26 protein-coding genes and 2 pseudogenes are annotated in these 20,638 nt (G+C 62.8%); 12 read left to right on the top strand and 16 right to left on the bottom strand.

Annotation, left to right across the window (positions count from 1 at the left end):
- Positions 1-56 precede the first annotated feature (56 nt).
- The 4 genes from cckA (at position 57) to ACFXS9_RS04700 (ending at position 5,259) form a co-directional block, all read left to right on the top strand.
- Positions 57-2,621 (top strand): cell cycle histidine kinase CckA, encoded by a 2,565-nt coding sequence (cckA, locus tag ACFXS9_RS04715; protein WP_392685532.1) that lies wholly within the window; start codon positions 57-59, stop codon positions 2,619-2,621.
- Positions 2,622-2,789: 168 nt separating this feature from the next.
- The gene (locus ACFXS9_RS04710) at positions 2,790-3,776 is read left to right on the top strand and encodes a Tim44-like domain-containing protein (protein ID WP_392685530.1); all 987 of its coding nucleotides are present in this window, start codon (positions 2,790-2,792) and stop codon (positions 3,774-3,776) included.
- A 335-nt stretch (positions 3,777-4,111) separates the two neighbouring features.
- Positions 4,112-4,756: a lectin gene (locus ACFXS9_RS04705; protein ID WP_392687277.1), complete on the top strand. Its 645-nt coding sequence runs from the start codon at positions 4,112-4,114 to the stop codon at positions 4,754-4,756.
- A gap of 224 nt (positions 4,757-4,980) precedes the next feature.
- Positions 4,981-5,259, top strand: a complete 279-nt coding sequence (locus ACFXS9_RS04700; RefSeq protein WP_392685528.1) for a hypothetical protein — start codon at positions 4,981-4,983, stop codon at positions 5,257-5,259.
- Positions 5,260-5,351: 92 nt separating this feature from the next.
- Here ACFXS9_RS04700 and ACFXS9_RS04695 read toward each other — a convergent pair whose 3' ends face one another.
- Entirely contained in the window at positions 5,352-5,735 is a 384-nt protein-coding gene (locus ACFXS9_RS04695) for a DUF3606 domain-containing protein (RefSeq protein ID WP_392685525.1), read from the bottom strand.
- A gap of 204 nt (positions 5,736-5,939) precedes the next feature.
- Here ACFXS9_RS04695 and ACFXS9_RS04690 point away from each other — a divergent pair, with 204 nt between their 5' ends.
- Positions 5,940-6,647: a glutathione S-transferase gene (locus ACFXS9_RS04690; RefSeq protein ID WP_392685521.1), complete on the top strand. Its 708-nt coding sequence runs from the start codon at positions 5,940-5,942 to the stop codon at positions 6,645-6,647.
- A gap of 139 nt (positions 6,648-6,786) precedes the next feature.
- On the opposite strand, the gene ACFXS9_RS04685 is transcribed toward ACFXS9_RS04690, so the two are convergent.
- The 5 genes from ACFXS9_RS04685 to ACFXS9_RS04665 all read right to left on the bottom strand — a co-directional run bounded on the left by ACFXS9_RS04685 (position 6,787) and on the right by ACFXS9_RS04665 (position 9,355).
- Entirely contained in the window at positions 6,787-7,146 is a 360-nt protein-coding gene (locus ACFXS9_RS04685; RefSeq protein ID WP_028348664.1) for a GFA family protein, read from the bottom strand.
- A 16-nt stretch (positions 7,147-7,162) separates the two neighbouring features.
- Positions 7,163-7,837 (bottom strand): isoprenylcysteine carboxylmethyltransferase family protein, encoded by a 675-nt coding sequence (locus ACFXS9_RS04680; RefSeq protein WP_057846825.1) that lies wholly within the window; start codon positions 7,835-7,837, stop codon positions 7,163-7,165.
- A 91-nt stretch (positions 7,838-7,928) separates the two neighbouring features.
- Positions 7,929-8,114 carry a hypothetical protein gene (locus tag ACFXS9_RS04675; protein WP_392685517.1) on the bottom strand — a complete coding sequence of 62 codons (186 nt, stop codon included), beginning with the start codon at positions 8,112-8,114 and terminating at the stop codon, positions 7,929-7,931.
- A gap of 159 nt (positions 8,115-8,273) precedes the next feature.
- The gene (locus ACFXS9_RS04670; RefSeq protein ID WP_392685514.1) at positions 8,274-8,744 is read right to left on the bottom strand and encodes a hypothetical protein; all 471 of its coding nucleotides are present in this window, start codon (positions 8,742-8,744) and stop codon (positions 8,274-8,276) included.
- Positions 8,745-8,824: 80 nt separating this feature from the next.
- Positions 8,825-9,355: a hypothetical protein gene (locus ACFXS9_RS04665; protein ID WP_392685511.1), complete on the bottom strand. Its 531-nt coding sequence runs from the start codon at positions 9,353-9,355 to the stop codon at positions 8,825-8,827.
- A gap of 215 nt (positions 9,356-9,570) precedes the next feature.
- Here ACFXS9_RS04665 and ACFXS9_RS04660 point away from each other — a divergent pair, with 215 nt between their 5' ends.
- From ACFXS9_RS04660 to ACFXS9_RS04650, 3 genes and pseudogenes are all read left to right on the top strand, one after another.
- On the top strand, positions 9,571-11,223 hold the full coding sequence (locus ACFXS9_RS04660; RefSeq protein ID WP_392685509.1) for a fumarate hydratase: 1,653 nt from the start codon (positions 9,571-9,573) through the stop codon (positions 11,221-11,223).
- Positions 11,224-11,261: 38 nt separating this feature from the next.
- Positions 11,262-11,705 (top strand): MaoC family dehydratase, encoded by a 444-nt coding sequence (locus ACFXS9_RS04655; RefSeq protein WP_057855673.1) that lies wholly within the window; start codon positions 11,262-11,264, stop codon positions 11,703-11,705.
- Positions 11,627-12,387, top strand: a pseudogene (locus ACFXS9_RS04650) (DUF429 domain-containing protein). The gene ACFXS9_RS04655 and the pseudogene ACFXS9_RS04650 overlap by 79 nt, the downstream one beginning before the upstream one ends.
- Before the next feature lie 7 nt (positions 12,388-12,394).
- Here ACFXS9_RS04650 and ACFXS9_RS04645 read toward each other — a convergent pair.
- From ACFXS9_RS04645 to ACFXS9_RS04630, 4 genes and pseudogenes are all read right to left on the bottom strand, one after another.
- Positions 12,395-12,691, bottom strand: coding sequence for a hypothetical protein (locus ACFXS9_RS04645; protein ID WP_392685506.1), 297 nt, complete (start codon positions 12,689-12,691; stop codon positions 12,395-12,397).
- A 127-nt stretch (positions 12,692-12,818) separates the two neighbouring features.
- Positions 12,819-13,376: an inner membrane-spanning protein YciB gene (locus ACFXS9_RS04640; protein ID WP_392685503.1), complete on the bottom strand. Its 558-nt coding sequence runs from the start codon at positions 13,374-13,376 to the stop codon at positions 12,819-12,821.
- 42 nt (positions 13,377-13,418) lie between these two features.
- Positions 13,419-13,997 (bottom strand): hypothetical protein, encoded by a 579-nt coding sequence (locus ACFXS9_RS04635; RefSeq protein ID WP_392685500.1) that lies wholly within the window; start codon positions 13,995-13,997, stop codon positions 13,419-13,421.
- A 177-nt stretch (positions 13,998-14,174) separates the two neighbouring features.
- Positions 14,175-15,576: pseudogene (locus tag ACFXS9_RS04630) on the bottom strand (carotenoid oxygenase family protein).
- A 110-nt stretch (positions 15,577-15,686) separates the two neighbouring features.
- Between ACFXS9_RS04630 and ACFXS9_RS04625 the strand changes: the two are divergent.
- On the top strand, positions 15,687-16,421 hold the full coding sequence (locus ACFXS9_RS04625) for a TetR/AcrR family transcriptional regulator (RefSeq protein ID WP_392685497.1): 735 nt from the start codon (positions 15,687-15,689) through the stop codon (positions 16,419-16,421).
- Between the two features lie 72 nt (positions 16,422-16,493).
- Here the strand turns inward: ACFXS9_RS04625 and ACFXS9_RS04620 are convergent, their stop codons facing one another.
- Together ACFXS9_RS04620 and ACFXS9_RS04615 are read right to left on the bottom strand one after the other, a co-directional pair.
- Positions 16,494-16,802: a hypothetical protein gene (locus ACFXS9_RS04620; RefSeq protein ID WP_392685494.1), complete on the bottom strand. Its 309-nt coding sequence runs from the start codon at positions 16,800-16,802 to the stop codon at positions 16,494-16,496.
- Positions 16,803-16,926: 124 nt separating this feature from the next.
- Positions 16,927-17,529: a hypothetical protein gene (locus tag ACFXS9_RS04615; protein ID WP_392685492.1), complete on the bottom strand. Its 603-nt coding sequence runs from the start codon at positions 17,527-17,529 to the stop codon at positions 16,927-16,929.
- A gap of 158 nt (positions 17,530-17,687) precedes the next feature.
- On the opposite strand from ACFXS9_RS04615, the gene ACFXS9_RS04610 reads away from it, so the two are divergent.
- Entirely contained in the window at positions 17,688-18,395 is a 708-nt protein-coding gene (locus tag ACFXS9_RS04610) for an SET domain-containing protein (RefSeq protein ID WP_392685489.1), read from the top strand.
- 15 nt (positions 18,396-18,410) lie between these two features.
- On the opposite strand, the gene ACFXS9_RS04605 is transcribed toward ACFXS9_RS04610, so the two are convergent.
- Both ACFXS9_RS04605 and ACFXS9_RS04600 read right to left on the bottom strand, forming a co-directional pair.
- The gene (locus tag ACFXS9_RS04605; RefSeq protein WP_392685486.1) at positions 18,411-18,701 is read right to left on the bottom strand and encodes a DUF6522 family protein; all 291 of its coding nucleotides are present in this window, start codon (positions 18,699-18,701) and stop codon (positions 18,411-18,413) included.
- Between the two features lie 29 nt (positions 18,702-18,730).
- Complete coding sequence (locus ACFXS9_RS04600) at positions 18,731-19,159, bottom strand: RrF2 family transcriptional regulator (RefSeq protein WP_392685484.1); 429 nt, start codon at positions 19,157-19,159, stop codon at positions 18,731-18,733.
- 88 nt (positions 19,160-19,247) lie between these two features.
- Here ACFXS9_RS04600 and ACFXS9_RS04595 point away from each other — a divergent pair, with 88 nt between their 5' ends.
- Together ACFXS9_RS04595 and ACFXS9_RS04590 are read left to right on the top strand one after the other, a co-directional pair.
- A complete protein-coding gene (locus ACFXS9_RS04595; protein WP_392685481.1) occupies positions 19,248-19,718 on the top strand; it encodes a group III truncated hemoglobin in 471 nt (156 codons plus the stop codon).
- On the top strand, positions 19,718-19,852 hold the full coding sequence (locus ACFXS9_RS04590; RefSeq protein WP_392685478.1) for a hypothetical protein: 135 nt from the start codon (positions 19,718-19,720) through the stop codon (positions 19,850-19,852). Before ACFXS9_RS04595 ends, ACFXS9_RS04590 begins: the two co-directional genes overlap by 1 nt.
- Before the next feature lie 103 nt (positions 19,853-19,955).
- On the opposite strand, the gene ACFXS9_RS04585 is transcribed toward ACFXS9_RS04590, so the two are convergent.
- Positions 19,956-20,354 (bottom strand): hypothetical protein, encoded by a 399-nt coding sequence (locus ACFXS9_RS04585; protein WP_392685476.1) that lies wholly within the window; start codon positions 20,352-20,354, stop codon positions 19,956-19,958.
- 31 nt (positions 20,355-20,385) lie between these two features.
- On the bottom strand, positions 20,386-20,517 hold the full coding sequence (locus ACFXS9_RS04580; RefSeq protein WP_392685473.1) for a hypothetical protein: 132 nt from the start codon (positions 20,515-20,517) through the stop codon (positions 20,386-20,388).
- Positions 20,518-20,638 lie beyond the last annotated feature (121 nt).

Genomic DNA, 20,638 nt, shown 5'->3' with positions numbered 1-20,638 from the left:
GGAGCGGCGCGCGACCCCGCGCGTCACCTCCTTGCCGACGGGCAGTGCCTCTTCAGATGACCGCCGAAACCGACAGCCATCCGCCCACCGAGCCCTTCGCGGCCCACGAGCCGGCGCGGCGGGGCGGTAGCATCGTGCTGGTGTTGCTGGTGGCCGCCGGCATCGTCGCGGTAGCGGTGGCCCTGATGACCATCGGCCGTGCCCAGGCTCAGCCCTATATTCTCGGCGTGTTGGCACTTTTGGCCATGGTCGGCCTGTTCAATCTGTTCGCTTTTGCCGCCGGTATCATCCGCTTCACCGACCGCGGCGCCGACGATCCGGTAATGGGCCGCATCGCCGATCACGCCTATGACGGGCTGGCGGTGACCGACCCCAAAGGCCATGTGGTCTATTCCAACGCCGCCTATCTGGCGCTGACCGGAGCTGCCACCGCGCAGGACGTGCGGCCGGTCGAGCGCGTCTTCATCGGCAATCCCGACGTCTCCGAAGCCGTGTTCCGCCTGCTCAAGGCCGCCCGTGAAGGCAAGCGGCAGCAGGAGGAGGTCCGCATCGCCGGCTCTGACGGCGCGCAGGGCCGCTGGCTCCGGATGCGGGTTCGTCCGCTCGGCCAGAGCAAGCGCGAAGCAAAATACGCGGTGTGGTCGATCGCCGACATCACGCGGGACCGCGAGCGTCAGGAAGATGTGTTCCGGGAACTGCAGCACGCGATCGAATATCTCGATCATGCGCCATGCGGCTTCTTCTCGGTCGATCCGGCCGGCGACGTCATCTATGTCAACGCCACGCTGGCGAACTGGCTCGATCACGATCTCGCCGAGATTGGATCCGGCGGGTTGAAGCTTACCGATATCGTCTCCGGCGATGGCGCCTCGCTCCTTACCTCGATCGTAGCGGTACCCGGCGAGGTCAAAACCGAAGTGTTCGACATCGACCTGCGCATGCGCGGCGGCAAGACCATGCCGGTGCGGCTCTACCACAAGCTCGCCTTCGGCGCCGACGGCTCGCCGGGTTCGTCGCGCACGCTCGTGATCAGCCGCACGCGCGACGAGCATTCCGATCCCGAACGTGCCGCCGAAGTCCGCTTCATGCGGTTCTTCGACCATACGCCGATGGCGATTGCGACGGTGGAGCGCGGCGGCACGGTGGTGCGCGCCAACGCCCGCTTTGCCAAGCTCGCTCAAAGCCTGAGCTCGGACGGCGCGGCCAACAAGTCGATCTTCCGCACGGTAAATGCGCGCGACCGCAGCCTTCTGATCTCGGCGATCAACCAGGCGGCCGAAGGGCAGGGCGACATCGCGCCGGTGGAAGTCATGCTCGACGGCGCCAAGGAGCGCTGGGGGCAGTTCTTCGTCACCGCGGTCGAGGAGGACGAGCGCGATACCGAAGCTGCCATCGTCTATCTGCTCGAAACCACCGAGCGGCGCACGCTGGAAAACCAGATCAATCAGTCGCAGAAGATGGACATGGTCGGCCAGCTCGCCGGCGGCATCGCGCATGACTTCAACAACGTGCTGTCAGCCATCATGATGGCGAACGATTTCCTCTTGAACGCGCACAAGCCGACCGATCCGTCGTTCCAGGACATCATGCAGATCAAGCAGAACGCGACCCGCGCGGCGACGCTAGTGCGGCAACTGCTCGCGTTCTCGCGCCGCCAGACGTTGCGGCCGCAGGTGCTCGACCTCGGCGATGCGCTTTCCGACCTCACCATGCTGCTGCGCCGCCTGATCGGCGAGAAAGTCAAGCTCGACCTCGTGCACGGCCGCGATCTCTGGCCGGTCAAGGTCGACGTCTCGCAGTTCGAACAGGTGGTCGTCAATCTCGCGGTCAATGCGCGCGATGCGATGCCCGATGGCGGCAAACTGACGGTCAGGACCGCCAATGTGACGGTGGACGAAGCCGCGCAGCTTTCGCACAAGGGCATGCCGGCCGCCGATTACGTGCGGATCGACATTTCCGATACCGGCACCGGAATCCCCGCCGACATCGTCGACAAGATCTTCGAGCCGTTCTTCTCGACCAAGGAGGTCGGCAAGGGCACCGGGCTCGGCCTCTCCACGGTGTACGGCATCGTCAAGCAGACCGGTGGCTTCGTCTATGTCGACTCCACGCCCGGCGAAGGTACCACGTTCCGCATCTTTCTGCCGCGTCATCGGCCCGAGCTGGAAGCGCAGCCGGAGGCGCCCGCCGCCAATGGAGCGGCCAGGGAAGGGGCGGCCGAGCCGCCGAAGCCGCGGCCCGACCTGACCGGGCAGGGCACCATCCTGCTGGTGGAAGACGAGGACGGCTTGCGATCGCTGAATGCGCGCGGCCTGCGTTCGCGCGGCTATAGCGTGATCGAGGCCTCCAACGGCATCGAGGCGATGGAGGCGCTGGACGAAAAGGACGGTGCGGTGGATTTGGTCGTTTCCGACGTGGTGATGCCGGAAATGGACGGCCCGACGCTGCTGCGCGAAATGCGCAAGCGCAATCCGAACCTGAAGATCATCTTCGTCTCGGGTTACGCTGAAGAGGCTTTCGACAAGAGCTTGCCGGAGAACGAACAATTCGCCTTCCTGCCGAAGCCGTTTGCGCTCTCCGCGCTGGTCGAGAAGGTCAAGGAGACGATGACGGCCTCATGAAATCCTCGCCGAAAGCCTGCTGCGCATGGTGAATGCCGAGTTTACAGCCAAATCGTCACATCCCCGCGACTGAGGGCCGCAGCCGCCGTTCCCGATATTTGCTTCACTTTTGGCTGGCTCTGCCCATCTTAGGGGCACTTCCCCATGGAGGGGAACGAGGAAAAAGACATGAATTTCACGCAGACTGCGCGCGGAATTGTACGGGCCATGGCCATTGTCCTGTCCGTGGCGGTTCCCCTGGCGATCACAATCGATGCGGCTGACGCTCGCGTTGGCGGCGGCGGCAGCTCCGGTTCGCGGGGATCCAAGACCTATTCGGCGCCCCCGAGCACGACCACCGCGCCGGGCACGGCGCAACCCATGAACCGCAGCTTTACCCAGCCGGGCACCCCCGCAGCGGGTAATCCGGCCGCGGGTGCAGCCAACAAGGGCGGCTTCTTCAACCGGCCCGGCATGGGCATGCTCGGCGGTCTCGCCGCGGGCTTCCTCGGCGCCGGCCTGCTCGGCATGCTGTTCGGCGGCGGATTGTTCTCCGGCCTCGGCGGCCTGTCCTCGATCATCGGCCTGCTGCTGCAGATCGCGCTGATCGTGATCGTGGTGCGTCTGGCGATGTCGTGGTGGCAGCGTCGTCATACGCCGGCCTCCGCCTATGCCAACGCGCCCCCCACCAGTGGGCCTGCTGAAGGCCCTGGCGCCCAGACCAGCTTCCGCTCCGGACTGGGTGGTTTTGGGCTGGGTTCGAGCCAGCCGGCGCTGGAAATCCAGCCGGCCGACTATGAGGCGTTCGAGCGGCTGCTCGGCGAAGTCCAGGCGGCCTGGTCGAACGAGGATGTCGCCAAACTGCATACGCTGGCGACGCCTGAGATGGTGTCCTACTTCTCCAAGGACCTTGAGGAGAACAAGGCCCGCAACGACGTCAACAAGGTCTCCGACGTCAAGCTGCTGCAGGGCGATCTTGCGGAAGCCTGGCGCGAAGGCGAAACCGACTACGCCAGCGTGGCGATGCGGTTCTCGCTGGTCGACAAGACCCTTGAGCGCGCCACAGGCCGTTTGGTCGCGGGCAGCGAAACCCCGATCGAGGCCACCGAAGTCTGGACCTTCGCCCGCCGCCGCGGCGGCGAGTGGGAACTCTCGGCGATCCAGCAGACGAGCTGATCGCCTGCACCAACACGAAGAAGGCGCTGCGGTTTGTTCCGCAGCGCCTTTTGCTTTGTCCTGGCGAAGCTGATTGTGTGTCCCGGACGCGGTGCAACGTTCTTCACGTTGCACCGCAGAGCCGGGACCTCGCGCAGCTTTTGGGTCCCGGCTCTGCGTCGCGTCACTTCGTGCCGCGCCGCGTCCGCGACACGATACGACTTCCGATGCCTCATTCCTTTCACGATGCTCGCGCCGGAATATTCGCTATCGCAGCGGGTTCATGACATCGAACGAAAAAGCCACAGGGAGAAACCCGGATGAAGAATCTTGCCAGCATCGTTGCGCAGACCTGCATGACGGTTGCCGTTATGTGGGTCATCCCTGCAGCGCCTGCGCATGCGCAATCCGCCAATACCAGCTTCTTCGTCACGAGCAACGGCATTGGCAACGGCGGCAATCTCGGTGGTCTTGCGGGCGCCGACAATCATTGCCAGACGCTGGCGCAGGCCGCCGGTGCCGGAGGCAAAACCTGGCGCGCCTATCTCTCAACGCAAGGCGCCGACGGCGCGCCCGCGGTGAACGCGCGCGATCGTATCGGCAAGGGGCCGTGGCAGAACGCCAAGGGCGCCGTGGTTGCCAAGGACGTCGCCGAACTGCACGGCGCCAACGGCCTCACCAAGCAAAACGCCTTGAGCGAGAAGGGCGAGGTCATCAATGGCCGCGGCGATACGCCCAATCGCCATGACGTGCTGACGGGATCGCAACCCGACGGCACCGCGTTTACCGCTGGTGACGATCGCACCTGCAGGAACTGGACGAGTTCGACGCAAGGCGCCGCAATGGTCGGACATTCCGATCGCGTGGGACTGCGCGACGACGACGCCTCGAAATCCTGGAATTCGTCGCATCCCTCGCGCGGGCCCGACGGCGGCTGTTCGCAGGCAGACCTGAAGAGCACCGGCGGCGATGGGCTGTTCTATTGCTTCGCGGCGAATTGACGGGCGATCGTCTTGCCGCTCGCCCGGCGAGCGACGCAAACAGGTTCGACCAATCGAGGCCTTCGCGCGAACGTGCGTCCAATGACAGCTCCGCAACATCGGTATGCTTCCCTCTCGATGTCGCGGAACTTACTCAGGCTACTTTCTTGCTGGTGCATCCGGCAGTCGATTGCGGAACTCCTGAGTGCTTGTCGAGTTGCCAATCGGCATTTGGAGGCCTTGCAATGAAACGAGTCCTTGTCGCGTTGGCTTTTACCGTCTTGGCAACGCCGCTGGCGCTGGCCGGCAACACGTCGTCGAACTCCAGCTCCAACTCGTCGAATGGCGTTCACACCCGCGTCGATACAATCACCACCGACGACGGCCGTGGACGGACAATTTATCAGCGGCGCAGCGTTCGCATCGACGCTGATCGCGGACGACCGACATACATGCGTAACTCCGTTCGCGAACGCTACGGCCCTATGCGCCGCTGGCACCGTGACGATGATGATGATGATTGAGGCGCCGCTCAGTCGCCGTCGCGCAGGCCGTCGCCCTGGTCGACAACGCGCCCGGGCGATCGGTGCTGATGCCGTCGGGCGTGAGGCCGTCGCTAGGCGGCCTTTTTCTTTGCGCTCCTCTTCGCCTTCTTTGGCGCCTTGCGCTTGGCGAGATGTGCGCCGACCGCCTTCGACGAATGCCCGACGGCTTTGATCGCGGCCTTCAGTCTGGCGGGCGTGACCTTGAATTTCTTTGACCAGTAGCTGACCTCATAGGGCTGGCTCACCGCGATCCGTGCCCTGTCGGCAGCCTTGTGCTTCTGCAGCTTGAAGTAAGCTTCGACGTTTTTTGCGGAGCGTCCTGCTTTGCTGACGGCGGTTTTCAGTTTGGCGGGCGTGACCTTGAACTTCTTCGACCAATAGGCGACCTCGTAAGGCTCGCTCAACGCGATCAGCCCGCGATCGGCTCCGCCGCGCTTCTTCTTGTTGTCCGCCATCACATTCTCCTGTGGTGTTGTGAAAACCGACGCGTCAAACGGGAACAACCTAACACGCCAGCTCGCATTCGGACAGATTCGGACCTGTGGATCTGCGCGCGGCGTTCCATCCCGCAGCGGTCGCGCGGATGCCGCGGTTGGCGTGACGAACGAACCGCAGGATGATTTGTTAGGTCGGTCAAACCGGCAGCGGAGGTATGATCGATGCGTTACGAGCTCTATTACTGGCCAATGATTCAAGGCCGCGGCGAATACGTCCGCCTCGCGCTGGAAGAGGCGGGCACCGGCTATACCGACGTGGCGCGCCACGGCAACGGCATGGCGGCGATGACACGCATGATGGAAGTCGGGAAGGGAACGCCGCCCTTCGCGCCGCCGTTCCTGAAAGCCGGAAAGCTCGTGATCGGGCAGACGGCCAACATCCTGCTCTATCTCGGATCACGGCATGGGCTGGCGCCGAAGACGGAGGCCGGCAGATTATGGGTGCACCAACTACAGCTCACGATTGCGGATCTGGTGCTGGAAGTTCACGACACCCATCATCCGCTCGGTCCCTCGCTCTACTACGAGGAGCAGAAGACCCCGGCGAAGAAACGCACCGATGAGTTCTGGAAGGCGCGCGTGCCGAAATATCTCGGCTATTTCGAAGATCTGCTGCAGGCCAATGGCGGGACATATGTCACCGGCCGCCGCCTGACCTATGTCGACCTGTCGCTGTTTCAGATCGTCGAAGGCCTTCGCTATGCATTTCCGAACCGGATGAAGGCATTTGAACCGGAGATTCCCGGCTTGGTCGAACTTCGCGACAGGGTGGCAGCGAGGCCGAACATCAAGGCGTATCTGGCGAGCGATCGAAGGATTGAATTCAACGAGGACGGGATTTTCCGGAGGTATAAGGTGCTGGATACTTGAAGCCGTCATTTGCGGGATGGTGCGCCAGCACCAGACCTCAGATGCGCAATTGCGCATCGGGGAATCCTTGGATTCTCCGGGGCGCAAGGGCGCCCCATGGTTCGATGCTACGCATCGCCCCGGAATGACCGCTCCGCCGTCACATGTTCCTCCCATCCACCGGCGTCATCTTCAACTTCGACAGCTCGATGCCGTCGAAGCAGCTCACATTGACCGCCACCACGTCGGTGCCGTCGGGCTTCTTGCCGCGTGCGAAGACGTCGACGCCGCAATCGACGCAGAGCTGGTGGTGGATCGCATGCTTGTTGAACAGATACTCTTTCAGATTTTCCTCGCCGGCGCGGAGATGAAAACTCTTCGGGTCGAGGAATGTGAAATGCAGCCCCTTCTTGGTGCAGATCGAGCAGTTGCAGGCGGTCACCATCGCCAGATCGGTGGTGCATTCGAAGCGTACCTGCCCGCAATGGCAGCCGCCGGTATAGGTCTTGCTGTCGGGCATCTCTCCGTCATCCTCCTCACCAAATTCCAGGCACCAGACGATAGCGCACGCGGGCGGCGTAGTCAGCATAGCCCGGAAGCCCTTCGACCAATGCGCGCTCCTCGATGCGGGCGCGAATGGCGAACAGCACGGCGAATACCGGCGCGAACGCCACACCCCACCACGATCCGAGGAGCAGCGGTATTCCGATGAAGTACAGCATGACGGCGCTGTACATGGGATGGCGGATGAAGGCGTAGGGTCCGCTCGAGATCACGCGTTGGTGGCGCGCGGCCTGCACCTTCACGACCGGAGCGGCGAACGAATTTTCGCGGAACACCCACATGATGAACGCGATCGAGAGTAAAAACATCGCAAGGCCGAGCGCCTGCAGCAGCAGCGGAACATCGGAGGCATCGGCCCGCCGGTCGAGGCCGATCGCGACGAGCCACATCAGCAGCGCCGCGACAAATACCAGCATGAATATCTTGTCGGCGGTGGGCTGGTCGGCCTGAAATTTCGGCCGCATGCGCTCGGCGAGCAGCGCCGGATCAGTCTTGGCAAGCCACAACCCGCAGGCAGGGCCGAGGATCGCACTGACGATCAACATCACCCACGCCCCCGGCCAGTCCAGCGAACCGGCCGCGGCGAACAATAGCGCGCCCATGCCGACGACGACGATAGTGTTCTGCAGCAGAAGTTTTGCGATCATGCGCGGGCTCCATTGGCCCCACGCGCAACAGGATCGCGCATTTTTTCGGCAAACTTGCGGCGCTGGGTTGCCGCGGGCAGGCCGCCTGCCGTCAAGCCAGTTGGTCGATCCGCGTTCCCTGACCCGGCGGTAGGGGAGCGACCAGCGTCGGCTTCGGCGTGCGGGTGCCGTCGGCGGCAGCGCCGTTCTGCACGTCGGGGGTCTTGTCGGGAGCCTTGAACACGGGGACTTCGGGCGGTCTGACCACCACCGTTGCGGGGACAGCAGAAACACTCATCGGAAGCATCCTTTTGGTTGCCTCCTACACTGGCCGGGTTGGAACGAACGGTTGGTGAATCCGGCCCGGCAATCCCGCGCCAACGCCGTCAATCCCGTTCAATGGTGAACAGACGGCTCGCGGAATCGTTAGAATGCGACGGATCGGAGCGGTTTGGGCCTATTCGTCCTTGCCGCGGGTCACCACGATCGAGGCTTCGGTCTTGGTGCGCGTGCATTCCATGTTGAGCCGGCGGAAGCGCATGGAAACCTTGTCGCCGCGCAGAATGCCCATGCGCTTGATGCAGCGCGAGGAGCCGGTCGCAACGTCGGGCTTCGGAATCGTGAAAATGATGGCGCCGGCCGAGGCGACCAGTTCGAAGAATTGCGGCTTCGGCTTGCGGTCCGTCTTGGCGTAGAGCTCGTTGGAGTAATTGCGGCCGCGGCAGCCGAGCGACAGCTCTTTCGCCGCCGGATGCGTCAGATAGATCATGTTGCCGGTATTGACGCTGATCTTGAGGCCGTCGATCTGGTTCTTCAGTTCCTTGGCGATATCCTCGCAGCGGTCGGCCTGAGCCGGCGATGCGGCGGCCGTCGCAAGCAGTGCCGCGGCAAGCAGGATCGGTCGTCGAAGATGTGGTCCCAAAGCCATTATGAATGCCCCCATGCACCATTGAAGCCGCGGATTTCCTGCAAGGAAGGCGCGCGGAAGTCAATCCGATCTTGCGAGTGTCAGAACCCGTAGAGGAAAATGCCGATCCCGAAGGCGATCACCGAGGCCATGCCGTACAGCGTTGGAATGCTGACCAGCATAGTGGCCAGTCCCAGCCGCTCGCCGCGTGCGGCAAGCGCGATAGCGCAGGCGGCCATCAGCGGAAACGCGATGATCCGGACCGGCGTCTCGAAGGCGGAGACGCCACGGAAGTCCAAGCCGTGCTGCACCACCGAGGGCATGAAATTCAGCCAGGTCATGAGCACGAGCGCGCCAAGCGCGAGGATGGCGTAACGCAGCCTTCCGATGGTTGCAAACCCCAGCGCCGCCAACGCCAGCACCGGATGGCTTGCAATATACGTCTTGATGATCGCACCGCCGACGCCAGGGCCTGGAATTTGCGACATGTCGCCGAACAGGACCGGCGCGTGCGAGAGCCCGTCGAAAGCTTCGATCGCGGCGACGATGATCAGAAGCAGATACAGCCCAAGCAGCCGCGGGGGACGGATCGGAACGGAAGCTGCGTCGGGCACTGTGGTGGCGGAGTTCATTACCATCGCAATCGGTTGGGGAGTATCGAAAGTCTCGGGTTTGTCTGGAGATGGCTGGGAACGGTTCAATCGCCGATTGGCGGCCGAAAATTGCCCAGGTTCGGCCTCGTCTGCCGGGCCAGCAGAACCTTCCTTTTGGCCGAAAAATGCTTAGAACGGGTCTACCGCCGCGGCGCCGTTCTGGCCGCCGCCGGCTCCAACCCCGAGATACCAGCATGAACGCCCCGACCGCATTTCCCGACCAGAAACCCGTTCCGCCCTACAAGCATACCCCGCTGTTTCCGCTGGGGGCGGACACCACGCCCTACAAGAAGATCACGACCGAGGGCGTGCGCGTCGAGAAGGTGCTCGGCAAGGACATGCTGGTGGTGTCGCGCGAGGCGTTGCGGGCGCTGTCGGAGGCTGCCTTCGGCGACATCAATCACTACCTGCGACCCGGCCACCTGAAGCAGCTCCGCTCGATCCTGGAAGACAAGGAGGCCAGCGACAACGACAAGTTCGTCGCCTTCGACTTCCTGAAGAACGCCAACATCGCCGCCGGCGGCGTGCTGCCGATGTGCCAGGATACCGGCACGGCGATCATCATGGGCAAGAAGGGCTGCAACGTCATCACCGATGGCGACGACGAAGCGGCGCTGTCGGAAGGTGCGCGTGACGCTTACTTGCGCCGCAACCTGCGCTATTCGCAGGTGGCTCCCTTGTCGATGTATGAGGAAAAGAACACCGCCAACAACATGCCGGCGCAGTGCGAGATCTACGCCGAGGGTGATGACGCCTACAAGTTCATGTTCATGGCGAAGGGCGGCGGTTCCGCCAACAAGAGCTTTCTGTTTCAGGCGACGCCCTCCGTTCTGACCAAAGATCGTCTGCTGGCGTTTCTGAAGGAGAAGGTGCTCACGCTCGGCACTGCGGCGTGTCCGCCCTATCATCTCGCCATCGTCATCGGCGGCACCTCGGCCGAGCTTTGCATGAAGACGGTGAAGCTCGCGTCCGCGCGCTACCTCGATGCGCTGCCGACCCACGGCTCGGCCGACGGCAACGCATTCCGTGATGTCGAAATGGAGCAGGAAATCCTGAAGATGACGCAGTCGCTCGGCGTCGGCGCGCAGTTCGGCGGCAAATATTTCTGCCATGACGTGCGCGTGATCCGTATGCCGCGCCATGGCGCCTCGCTCCCGATCGGGCTCGGCGTCTCCTGTTCGGCCGACCGCCAGGTGCTCGGCAAGATCACCAAGGATGGCGTCTACCTCGAAGAGCTCGAGCACAACCCGGCGCAGTATCTGCCCGCGGTCGAGCAGTCGCTCGGCGGCGAGGTCGTCAAGATCGATCTCAACCAGCCGATGAACGAGATTTTGGCGACGCTGTCGAAGTATCCGATCAAGACGCGGGTCTCGATGACCGGCACCATGATCGTCGCGCGCGATTCCGCGCACGCCAAATTGCGCGAGCGGCTGGAAAAGGGTGAGCCGCTGCCGGACTATTTCAAGAACCATCCGGTGTATTACGCCGGTCCCGCCAAGACCCCCGACGGTTACGCGTCCGGCGCGTTCGGCCCGACCACGGCGGGGCGGATGGATTCCTTCGTCGACCAGTTCCAGGCGGCGGGAGGCTCGATGGTGATGGTCGCCAAGGGCAACCGCGCGGTCGCGGTGCGCGAGGCCTGCAAGAAGCACGGCGGCTTCTATCTCGGTTCGATCGGCGGAGCTGCGGCAAATCTCGCCGAGCACTGCATCAAGAAGGTCGAGGTGGTGGAATATCCCGAACTCGGCATGGAAGCGATCTGGCGCATCGAAGTGGTGGATTTCCCGGCCTTCATCATCATCGACGACAAGGGCAACGACTTCTTCAAGGAATTGAATCTGGGGTAACCTGTTCGCGTTCGGCGTGAAATGTGAGCGAGGACGCGATGATCGAGTGGTTCGACGACCTGAAGATCGGGATGCGCTTCAAGAGTGAGGCGGCGACGGTGTCGAAGGAGGACATCATCCGCTTCGCCAAAGAGTACGATCCGCAGCCGTTTCATCTCGACGAGGAGGCGGCCAAGAAGTCCATTCTCGGGGGCCTCGCCGCTTCCGGATGGCAGACGGCGGCGATCGCCATGCGGCTCGCCGCGAGCGCGCGCCCGTTCGGGCCGCATCCGCTGTTCGGCGCCGGCGTCGACGATCTGCGCTGGCTGAAGCCGGTGCGGCCCGGCGACACCATTTTTCTCGAAGGGGAGGTGGTGGAATTGGCGGCGTCGCGCACGAAGCCGCAAGGCATCGCCCGGGTCAGGTGGACCGCCTACAACCAGCATGGCGAAGCGGTCTATACCTTCAATCCGATTGCGATCGTGCCCAGCCGGCCGAAGTGAGCAAGAGGTCGGGCTGCAGGGCGCTTGGCCTCGACGGGTTCAGCAAAGGCTGGGTCGCCGTTCTCCTCGACGGTGACGTGCAGGAAATCTCTTTTCATCGCGACATCACGGACGCGCTGTCGCGTTCTTGCGACAGAGCGGGCATCGATATCCCGATCGGGATGAGCGACCACGGCGAACGCGACTGCGACCTGCTGGCTCGAGTAAAATTGCGGCCGCACGCGTCGCGCGTCTTTGCCGGCGCTCGCCGCTGGCTGTGGTCGGAGTTCAGCGATCCCAATGATGCCAACCGGGAGGCGCAGCGGCGCGGGCAGAAGCGGGTGTCCCGCCAGCTCTGGCATCTGGGTGCGAAGATCATGGAGGTCGACGCGTTCGTGCGCGCGATCCATCTCGCGATATTCGCGAGGTGCATCCCGAACTGGTGTTTCTGCGATTGAACGACAACGAGCCCTTGCCGTCGAAGAAATCCGCCGAGGGAGTAGCGCTGCGCCGCGCGCTGCTCAAGCAATCAGGCTTTCGGCAGATCGATCGCTGGCTGACCCATGAACGTAGCGGTGCAAAGCCTGACGATGTGCTGGATGCCTGCGCGGTTGCGATTGCGGCCCGCGAGCCTGCGGGCAGCGTCCCCGAGGGGGCGCCGCCCGTTGATGCGCACGGCTTGCCGATGCGGATCTGGTTTTAGGGAGAACCTACGCCCGCGAACCCGTGAACGGGAAGCTGCCCATCGGGCCGATGCCCATTTCGCCGGACATGCTGTCGCCGGAAACCTTGCCGGTGAAGGCGAGGGTGAGCGGCATCGGGTTGGTGATGGAGATCTTCCAGGCGACGTCGTCGCCGTTGACGGTGCCGTCAAAAATGTCGCCGGAATTGCCGTTCGCTCCTTGGGTGCCCGTCAGCGCGCCGCCTGCGCTTTTCAGCGACAGCGTTGCCTTGCGCTCGCCCATCGGCGTGCTCATGGTGATATTCCAGTTTCCGTCCACGGCCATCTTTGTCTCCCCGACGTTTCCACGGCAAGCCGGAATGGCCTGCGAGATCCGCTAAACTCGTGCGCGGTATAGCCTATCTCGCCACACAAGCCCAATCGTCTCAAGCACCTTTTTGAACGCGTGTTTTTCAGGCTTGCTGGGCGGCGGCGCGAAGCCGGCTGCCGACCAAAACACGAAACGCGACGTATTGAATTGCAAAGGCGGCAATCTTGGCGCCGACCAGCACGACGGTCACATAGAACGTCCACAGCGTCATGTCGCCGGTCATCGCGACACCGATGGTACCGGCGGCGAGTGCGAAGCACAGTGCGGCCCAAGCATAGCCCGCGAAGGTGACGTATTCGGGAATGGTCCGGGTCACGATGGAGGGCATGTAGCGCAACATCCAGCCGCGCTTGAGCATGATGACGCCGATCGCGAAATGTCCAATTGCGGGTTTCGCCAACACGAAGCGCGGGTCGTGGGTCAGAAGCGTCGCGCTGCCGAGCACGATGACGAGCCCAAGGCTGGCCCATGTCATGTAGCCGAGTTCTTTGCCCTCGATGCGGGAGTAGATCACCTGCGCAATTGCGCCAGCGATCGCGACGCCGGTCGCCAGCAGCACGTTGTCAGTCGTCAGGTAGATCACGATGAACAGGATGGTGGAGAAAAAATCGGCGCCCAGTCTGGCGAATACGTCCTTCATCGTCTTGCTCTCTGCTGATCGTGTTTCGGTTGGAAGTCTGATTCAGTGGATGCCGGGAAGGGCGTTTGCAGGCGGCTTACCATGCTTCGCCTTGCGATATTGCGGATACCATGCCGTGAAGTAGGCGGCGCTGTTGCGGGCAGCGAACGCGATCGCAAGTCCCGACCAGAGCGGCAGACCCGGGACATAGATCGTCAGCACGTTGCCGATGATCATCAGTACAAACGCGGCGTTCCAGGCCCAGGTGATGAGATAGACGGTTTTCAGAAAACCGGCCTGCTTGGCCGTTTCGGCATCGACCTCCTCAAGCGCATATTGGAGGACGAACGGCTTGCGGATGATGAGCGAAACCAACGAGATCGCGAGCACGCCGACGTCTACCGTCAGCTTGACGGCCGAATGGCTGAGGTTCGGATCGACCAATGAGACGTATGCGCCGAGCGCGACAAATACGACGACCGAGCCCGCGCCGAGCATCTTGACCGAGCGGCCGCGATGAACGTCGATACCGATGACGGCAAGGCAGATTGCGGCCGCAACGAAGAGGCTGATCTCGGCCGAGGTCACCAGCATCAGCAGGGCGAACGAGCCGAACGGGGCGAGGATCAGGAATATTGTCATGATGATCTCTCGGGGAGGTTAAATCTTTACATCGTAAAGATACCGTAGAGCTGAACATCGGAGCCGTCAAGAAAAATCTTTACAGTGTCAAAATCGTTCGCGGTCGAACGCTAAAATGCGGTACTGCTGGATTCTCCGATGTGCACTTGCACATCGGAGAATGACGAATGGTGACGCTTAGTCCGCCCCGACCCAGTTGCCGTGAAAGCCGTCGGGCACGCGGTGACCGAGGTGCACCAGCGCGACGGGACCTCCTTCGACATCCTGCGCGTTGAATACCGCGAGATCACTGCGGTTCTCCCGCGCGCGCCAAATGGCGGCAAGCAGCCAGCCATCGCCTTCGGCGGCGTCAGGCCCGCGCTCGACGAACACCGGCTCGGAAATGGTGTCGCCGGCAGGCAGCAGGTAATGGCCGAGACGTTTGCCCTTGCCGTTGACATGGACAATGCCGGACAGGGCGCCGAACATCGGCAAGTCAGGATTGGCGCAGGCGTACCAGCCGTGGCTGTTCGCCTGTCCCGCGCGGCGATCGTCGATGCGCGGGAATTCGCCGGTGAGCTCGTCGAGATAGGTTTGCGTGAAGCGGTCGGTATTGCCTGCGAGGTCGAACGTCCAGCGGCAGTACCGCGCGCGCGATTTCTCCGGGTCCGTCTTCGAGCCGTCGGGATGGGGGAACAGTGGCGCTTCCTCGAACTGCATCACATCGGCAATGATGCGGTTGTCCTCCTCCCACGCGTTCATGACGTGGAAGACGTAGCAGCTCTCGGCGCGGAACCAGACGATGTCCGCAGATGAGCCGTTGCGCTTCATGACGCCGACATAAGCGCCCTTGTCCGGCTCCCAGGCATAAGGCGGCTTGCCGCGCATCGCGCGATCCATGCTGCCGGTGATCGGCAGGATCGGAAACAGCAGGTGATTTTCGGTAACGATGAAGTCGTGCACCATGCTGGCATAGGGCGCCTCGAAGCGATCGAACCGCGTCACGACGCCTGAGGCATTGACCGATCCGAAGGAGAGGGCAGGGGTAGGGGGCAGCGGCGTTGTAGCCGAAGAACACCATCTCGCCGGTCACCGGATCGATCTTCGGATGCGCGGTGAAGGGACCCTTGATAGCGCCCTTGTAGTCGCAATAGCCAAGGCGGTTGAGCGTTCCGGGTTCGATCTCGGTCGGCAGATGGCCTTCCTCGAGCGCCAGCAGTTTTCCGGCATGGAAGATGATGTTCGTATTGGCGACGCCGCCGTCGTCGGTGGTCCCGGCCGGTGCGCCCGGCAGCTTGCGACCGAAGCCGCCGAACAGCGCGCGGCCGGCGTCGTGCTCGGCCAGCCATTTCGGGGTGCGGACCCAGCGATTGCGATAGCTGGCGCGGCCGTTCTCCAGATGGAAGGCGTGCAGCATGCCGTCGCCCATGAACCAATGGGCGCCCGGCGCGTCGAATTGCGGGTTGGGGCCGTTGCGATACAGAGTGCCGTTGAGCTCGCGCGGCAATTCGCCGGTCACCTTGAGATGTGGCGCGTCGCATTCCATCGGGATCGGCGCCAGATTGGTCCGGGCCATCTCGGTCGTTGCCTGGTCGAGCATCGCGTTTCCTCCGGCTTGATCTTTACATCGTAAAGATATCAGTAAGGATGTCGCGAGCCGTCGTCAAGCAAAATCTTTACAGTGTAAAAATTGCGGTTATAAGAAGTCGCATGGCAAGGACATCGCGAGAAACGAGAACGATCCGCCCCGCCGCGAAGCGCAGTGCGGCGAAACCCGTAGCGGAGAGGCCGGCCAGCCGGCGTCGTCGTCCGGCCGGCGAGACGCCTTATCATCACGGCGATCTGCACGACGCCTTGCTCGCCGCGGCGGAGCGGGTGCTGGAACGCGATGGGCTGTCGGGCCTGACGCTGCGGGCGGTTGCGCGCGAGGCCGGCGTGTCGCATGCGGCACCGACCCATCATTTCGGCGATCTCACCGGGCTCCTGAGCGAACTTGCGGCCATCGGATTTCGGCGCTTCAACGAGGCGATGATCGCGGCGGGCAACACCGAAACGCTCCCGCTCATGAAGGCGTTGGCGCGCGCCAAGGCCTATGTCGCCTATGCGCAGGCGCGCCCCGGCATGTACGGGCTGATGTTTCGTACCGAGCGGCTCGACATGACACGGCCCTCGCTGCACGAGGCGGCGACCGCCTCCTTCGAGGGACTGGCCACCGCGGTGAGCCTCAGCCGCAACGAAAAGCTCACCGGCGAAGCGCTGGAAGCTTTGTCGCTCGACCATGCCGCCGCGATTGCCCGCGCGTGGTCGCTGGTGCACGGCTTCACCACGCTGCTGCTTGATGGAAGGCTCAAGGACATCCTGCATCGGCTGCCCGAGGGGACCGGCGTCGACCAGCTTCTGGATGCAATGCTGCGTTCGACAGTGCCACGACCGCCGGGGGCGTAAGACGGCGGCCGCTCTGCGGGAGCTCGCAGGCGGGATGAAGCTGCGCGATGACGGTTGCGGCTGGCGTCCCGCTCAGCAGCCCCTGCAAATCTTGGTTTGCCGCGCGAGCCTTGCGTCGGCTTCCGCGTCTTCGTTGGGCTGCCGTGTCCAATCGTCGTAGCGCTCTCTGGCGTCCGATCTCGGTGCGGCTTCGTTCAGCGGACCCAGGATGATCTCGCGATTGCGGGCGGTCCTCCGCTTGGGCTGGGCTCGTTCGCCATCTGCCGTCGGCGGTTCACCTAACCCGTCCCAGGCAATCGGCGCGCCCGCGGTCTGCGTCGAGCAGCCAGTTCCGGAGGCGCAGCAGCCGGAGAGGGCGATGCCGGCGATGAAGAGTGCCAAGAGTTTTATATGCATCGCTGCCCCGGGTGATGCCGTTGAAATAACAAGGTTTGACAAGGTTCAAGCACTCAAGCCTGAAGCTTTGACGTTAATGCGGCAAGAAAGTGCCAGACTGCGTGTACCATCACCGCTTCGCCAATTCCACCGCGCGGCCGCGCTCGCCAATCACCTTCACTTCGTCCTTGCCGCACTTGAAATCACGCGCAAATTCGTCCGCAGCTTGGCGCGCGAGCTCGTTGGCATTGCGATTGGCCTGGCCGTCGATATAGGCGACGTGGCAGACCGGCCCGGGCGGCAGCCGTGTCACCGCGAGCATCAGTTTCGTGATCGGGTTGCCGGTCTTGTCCAGGTCGTTGTTATCGGCGATCAGCCAGCGCTGAATGATCGCGAACGGCCTGCCGTCGACCGCCCGCCATTCGACGGTGTGGCCGGTCGAATTGAAGGGGCCGAACCAGGCCTCCGCGGCCGGCTCCTTGGCGGCGACCTCGCGGTTTGGCCCCACCGAGACGGTTTCGCGCAGATCGCCCTCGCTGATCAGTACCACCAGCCCCGATTTGCCAGGGCAGACCTGCGTCGTACTGCCGTCGGATTCGGGCTTGCCGACGGTGTGGCAGTCCTTTGGCGCGGTCGACGTGTAGCTGCTGCTGAATGTTTGGGCGTAGGCCGGCGAAATCAGGCCGGACAGCACAAGCAGGGCCGATGCGATCAATTGCGAGGAACGTTTCATCCTGCCGCTCATTTCCTCTGGAACTTCGAGCATCAGACGTGCGCAATCTGGGGAAGGTTCACGGAAACGCCGCGAAACACCTGACATTCGGTTGGAATCGTCCCAGAAGAGCGGCTTCGCAATTCCTCGTTTTCCGAGCGTGCAGTCATTCAGTCACCATGCCATCCATTCCTTCGAATAAACCCTATCGCGTCGGCCGCTCTCGCACCGGACTTGGCCTTTTCGCCACCAAGCCCATCAAGAAGGGCACCAAGATTATCCGCTATTTCGGGCCGCTTCTTGATCTGAAGAAGAAAGAGGAAGACGCGATCGAAAACAAATATTTGTTCGAACTGAACAACCGCTGGACCATCGACGGCTCGGTGCGCAAGAACATCGCCCGCTATATCAACCATTCCTGCAGGCCAAACGCTGAGTCCGACGTCAAACCCCGTAAACGCAAGGTGTTCATCCGCGCCATCAAGAACATCGAGCCGGGCGAGGAGATCAACTACGATTACGGCACCGATTATTTCAAAGCCTATCTGAAGCCGATCGGCTGCAAATGCGCAGCCTGCGAGAAGAAGCGCAAGAAGAAGCGTGCCGAAGCGCGGGCGGAGAAGGCGCGGCTGAAAGCGAAGGCCGAGCGGAAGGCGCTGAAGAAGTCGGAAAAGTTGGCCAAGGCCGACGCGAAGCTGAAGGATAAATTGAAGGCAGAGGCCGAGCACACGCCGAAGAAGACGCTCAAGCTGAACGGCCATTCGCGCAATGGCATCTCAATGAATGGGACATCACTGAACGGCAGCAGCCGTGTCAGAGCGTCCGGCAAGGAATCGGCTGCCAGGAAACAGCCGGTTTCCGCGCCGGCGCCGGCCCTCCAAGCATAGGCTGCGTGCGGCGGTTTATCCACCGGGTTTGCGCACCGATTTCGGCAACGACGAATCGCCGAAATCCACCGCCGATCGTTGAACGATAGTGCCTGTTTCGTCGACCACGACGCGAAACCGCCGATGCGCGGACAGGAAGGTCAGCCGATGCCGGCCAAAGTCGGCATCGACGCCGCGCTCGGCAAAGCTCGTGATCCTGCCCGCCCGCATCTCCTTCTGAAGGAGCGACAGCGCAAGGCCGAGGCCTTCGGCGACGATTGCGGCATCGATCTGCACGACGCCATTCTCGAATTCGATCGGTTTCATGTTCAAGTCTTGATGCTTCGTTGCGGTCCTCATGCGTGCACAGGGTTCCGCCTGGCCGGCGCTGGATAGGCGCATTCCGCCAGCGTCGTGGCATCGAGCTCGCGCATGAAGGCTTCGCGGGCAGCGGCCAGCTTTGCTTTCAGCCGGCAGCGCGGCTTCAGCACGCAACTGCCGCCGTCCTCACGAAAACATTCGACCAGCGGCGGCCCTTCCAGTGCGCGCACCACCTCGCCGATGGTGATCGACTGGGCCGGGCGGGCCAGCATGAAGCCGCCGCCGACGCCGCGTTGGGTCGAAATGAAGCCGCTATCGGCAAGGTCGCGCACCACCTTGGCCAGATGGTTGCGGGAAATGCCGAACTCGGCCGCAATTTCATTGGTGGCGAAAGAACGGCCGGGTTCGCCGGCCAACCGCATCAGGGCGCGCAACGCAAAATCCGTGAACGACGTCAGGCGCATGGGGCCCCTCTCAAAAGATCTGCTTGCAAATCATCTATAGCCGTCTAAATGAGTATTTAAAATACCTATTTAGTTAGGGGCAGGCGAAATGGAAGCGATCGTGGCAGGGCCGGAGCGGCGCGAACGGCTCACGGCCGAGATCATGCAACGAACCGGAATTGACGAGACGATGATCGAGCGCCTGGTGCGCGGCTTCTATGCCAAGGTCCGCGAGGACGCAGTGCTGGGGCCGATCTTCGAGGCGCGCATCAAGGATTGGGAGCCGCATCTGAAGCAGATGTGCGCATTCTGGTCGTCCGTCGCGCTGATGACCGGCCGCTACCACGGCACGCCGATGGCCAAGCATCTGCCATTGCCGGTCGATGCCGCGCATTTCGACCGCTGGCTCGGCCTATTCGAGCAGACCGCTCGTGAGATTTGTCCGCCCGAAGCCGAAGCCCATTTTGTGGAGCGGGCGCGGCGGATTGCGGCGAGCCTCGAGCTTGGCATCGCCGGCGCCAACGGCATCATGCTCGCAAACGGTGAAAGATTTCGACGCAATCAGGCAGGAGCAGTGTGATGGCTTATCGTGCACAGATCGTGACGAACAAGGAGCAGGCCGATCCGTATTCGGGCAGCAGCCTGGTGCCGATGCTGGTCATCGGGCTGGTGCTGACTTTTGCCGGAATGATTGCGGCGGTGGTATTGAGCTGACGGCATTCTCCGTCATTGCGAGGAGCGAAAGCGACGAAGCAATCCATCTATCCGCTATGCCCGACATGGATTGCTTCGCTTCGCTCGCAATGACGGGAGAGCCTTATGCCGTCACCGTGCCACTGCTCTTGCGCAGGCCGACGTACTGCAATTCAGCAAACACGCCGGTTGCAATCGCCTGTGCCACGATGAAGACCTGACCGAGCAGGTTTGGCGACACTATGCCCGAGAACAGCAGCGCGATGCTGCCCAGCGTCCACGCGGCGTTGCCGATGATCACGAACAACACCAGCGCCTTCATCACCGTTGACCTCGTCGCCAGCCAGCCGACCAGCGCGGTATAGGCGATCAGGAACAATCCGGTTTCGCGCAACAAGACTTCCGGCAAATTGAGGTACGGCGCGAGCGTGCCGGCGCCGAGCGTTAGCGCCACGGCCGCCACGCCGCTGAAGATGGCGTCGGCGAGCAGGGCGCGGCTCAGGAAGGTGGACGGATGGATCATGACGTTCTCCTTTGCTTGGGAATGACAGGGATCAGCGTTGCAGCAGCGACCGGAGCTGACGCATCAACCGCACCGGGCAGAGCGCCTTGCCGACCCTGTTCTCGATCGCCTGCACCTGCACGAACACGAAGACACCGGTGTCATGCACCAGGGGCTCGGGCATGTTCAGGAGCGCGCCACGAGCCAGGTGACCAGATTGCATACCCAGGGGATCATGGCGGCGATGAAGCGGAACAGCGAAAGCATCAGCATGGGTCATCTCCTGTGCCGCCAAAATGACCCGA

Source organism: Bradyrhizobium sp. RDI18, from assembly GCF_043203335.1.
Lineage (GTDB): Bacteria > Pseudomonadota > Alphaproteobacteria > Rhizobiales > Xanthobacteraceae > Bradyrhizobium > Bradyrhizobium retamae.
This window is presented reverse-complemented; position numbering and strand designations above follow the sequence as displayed.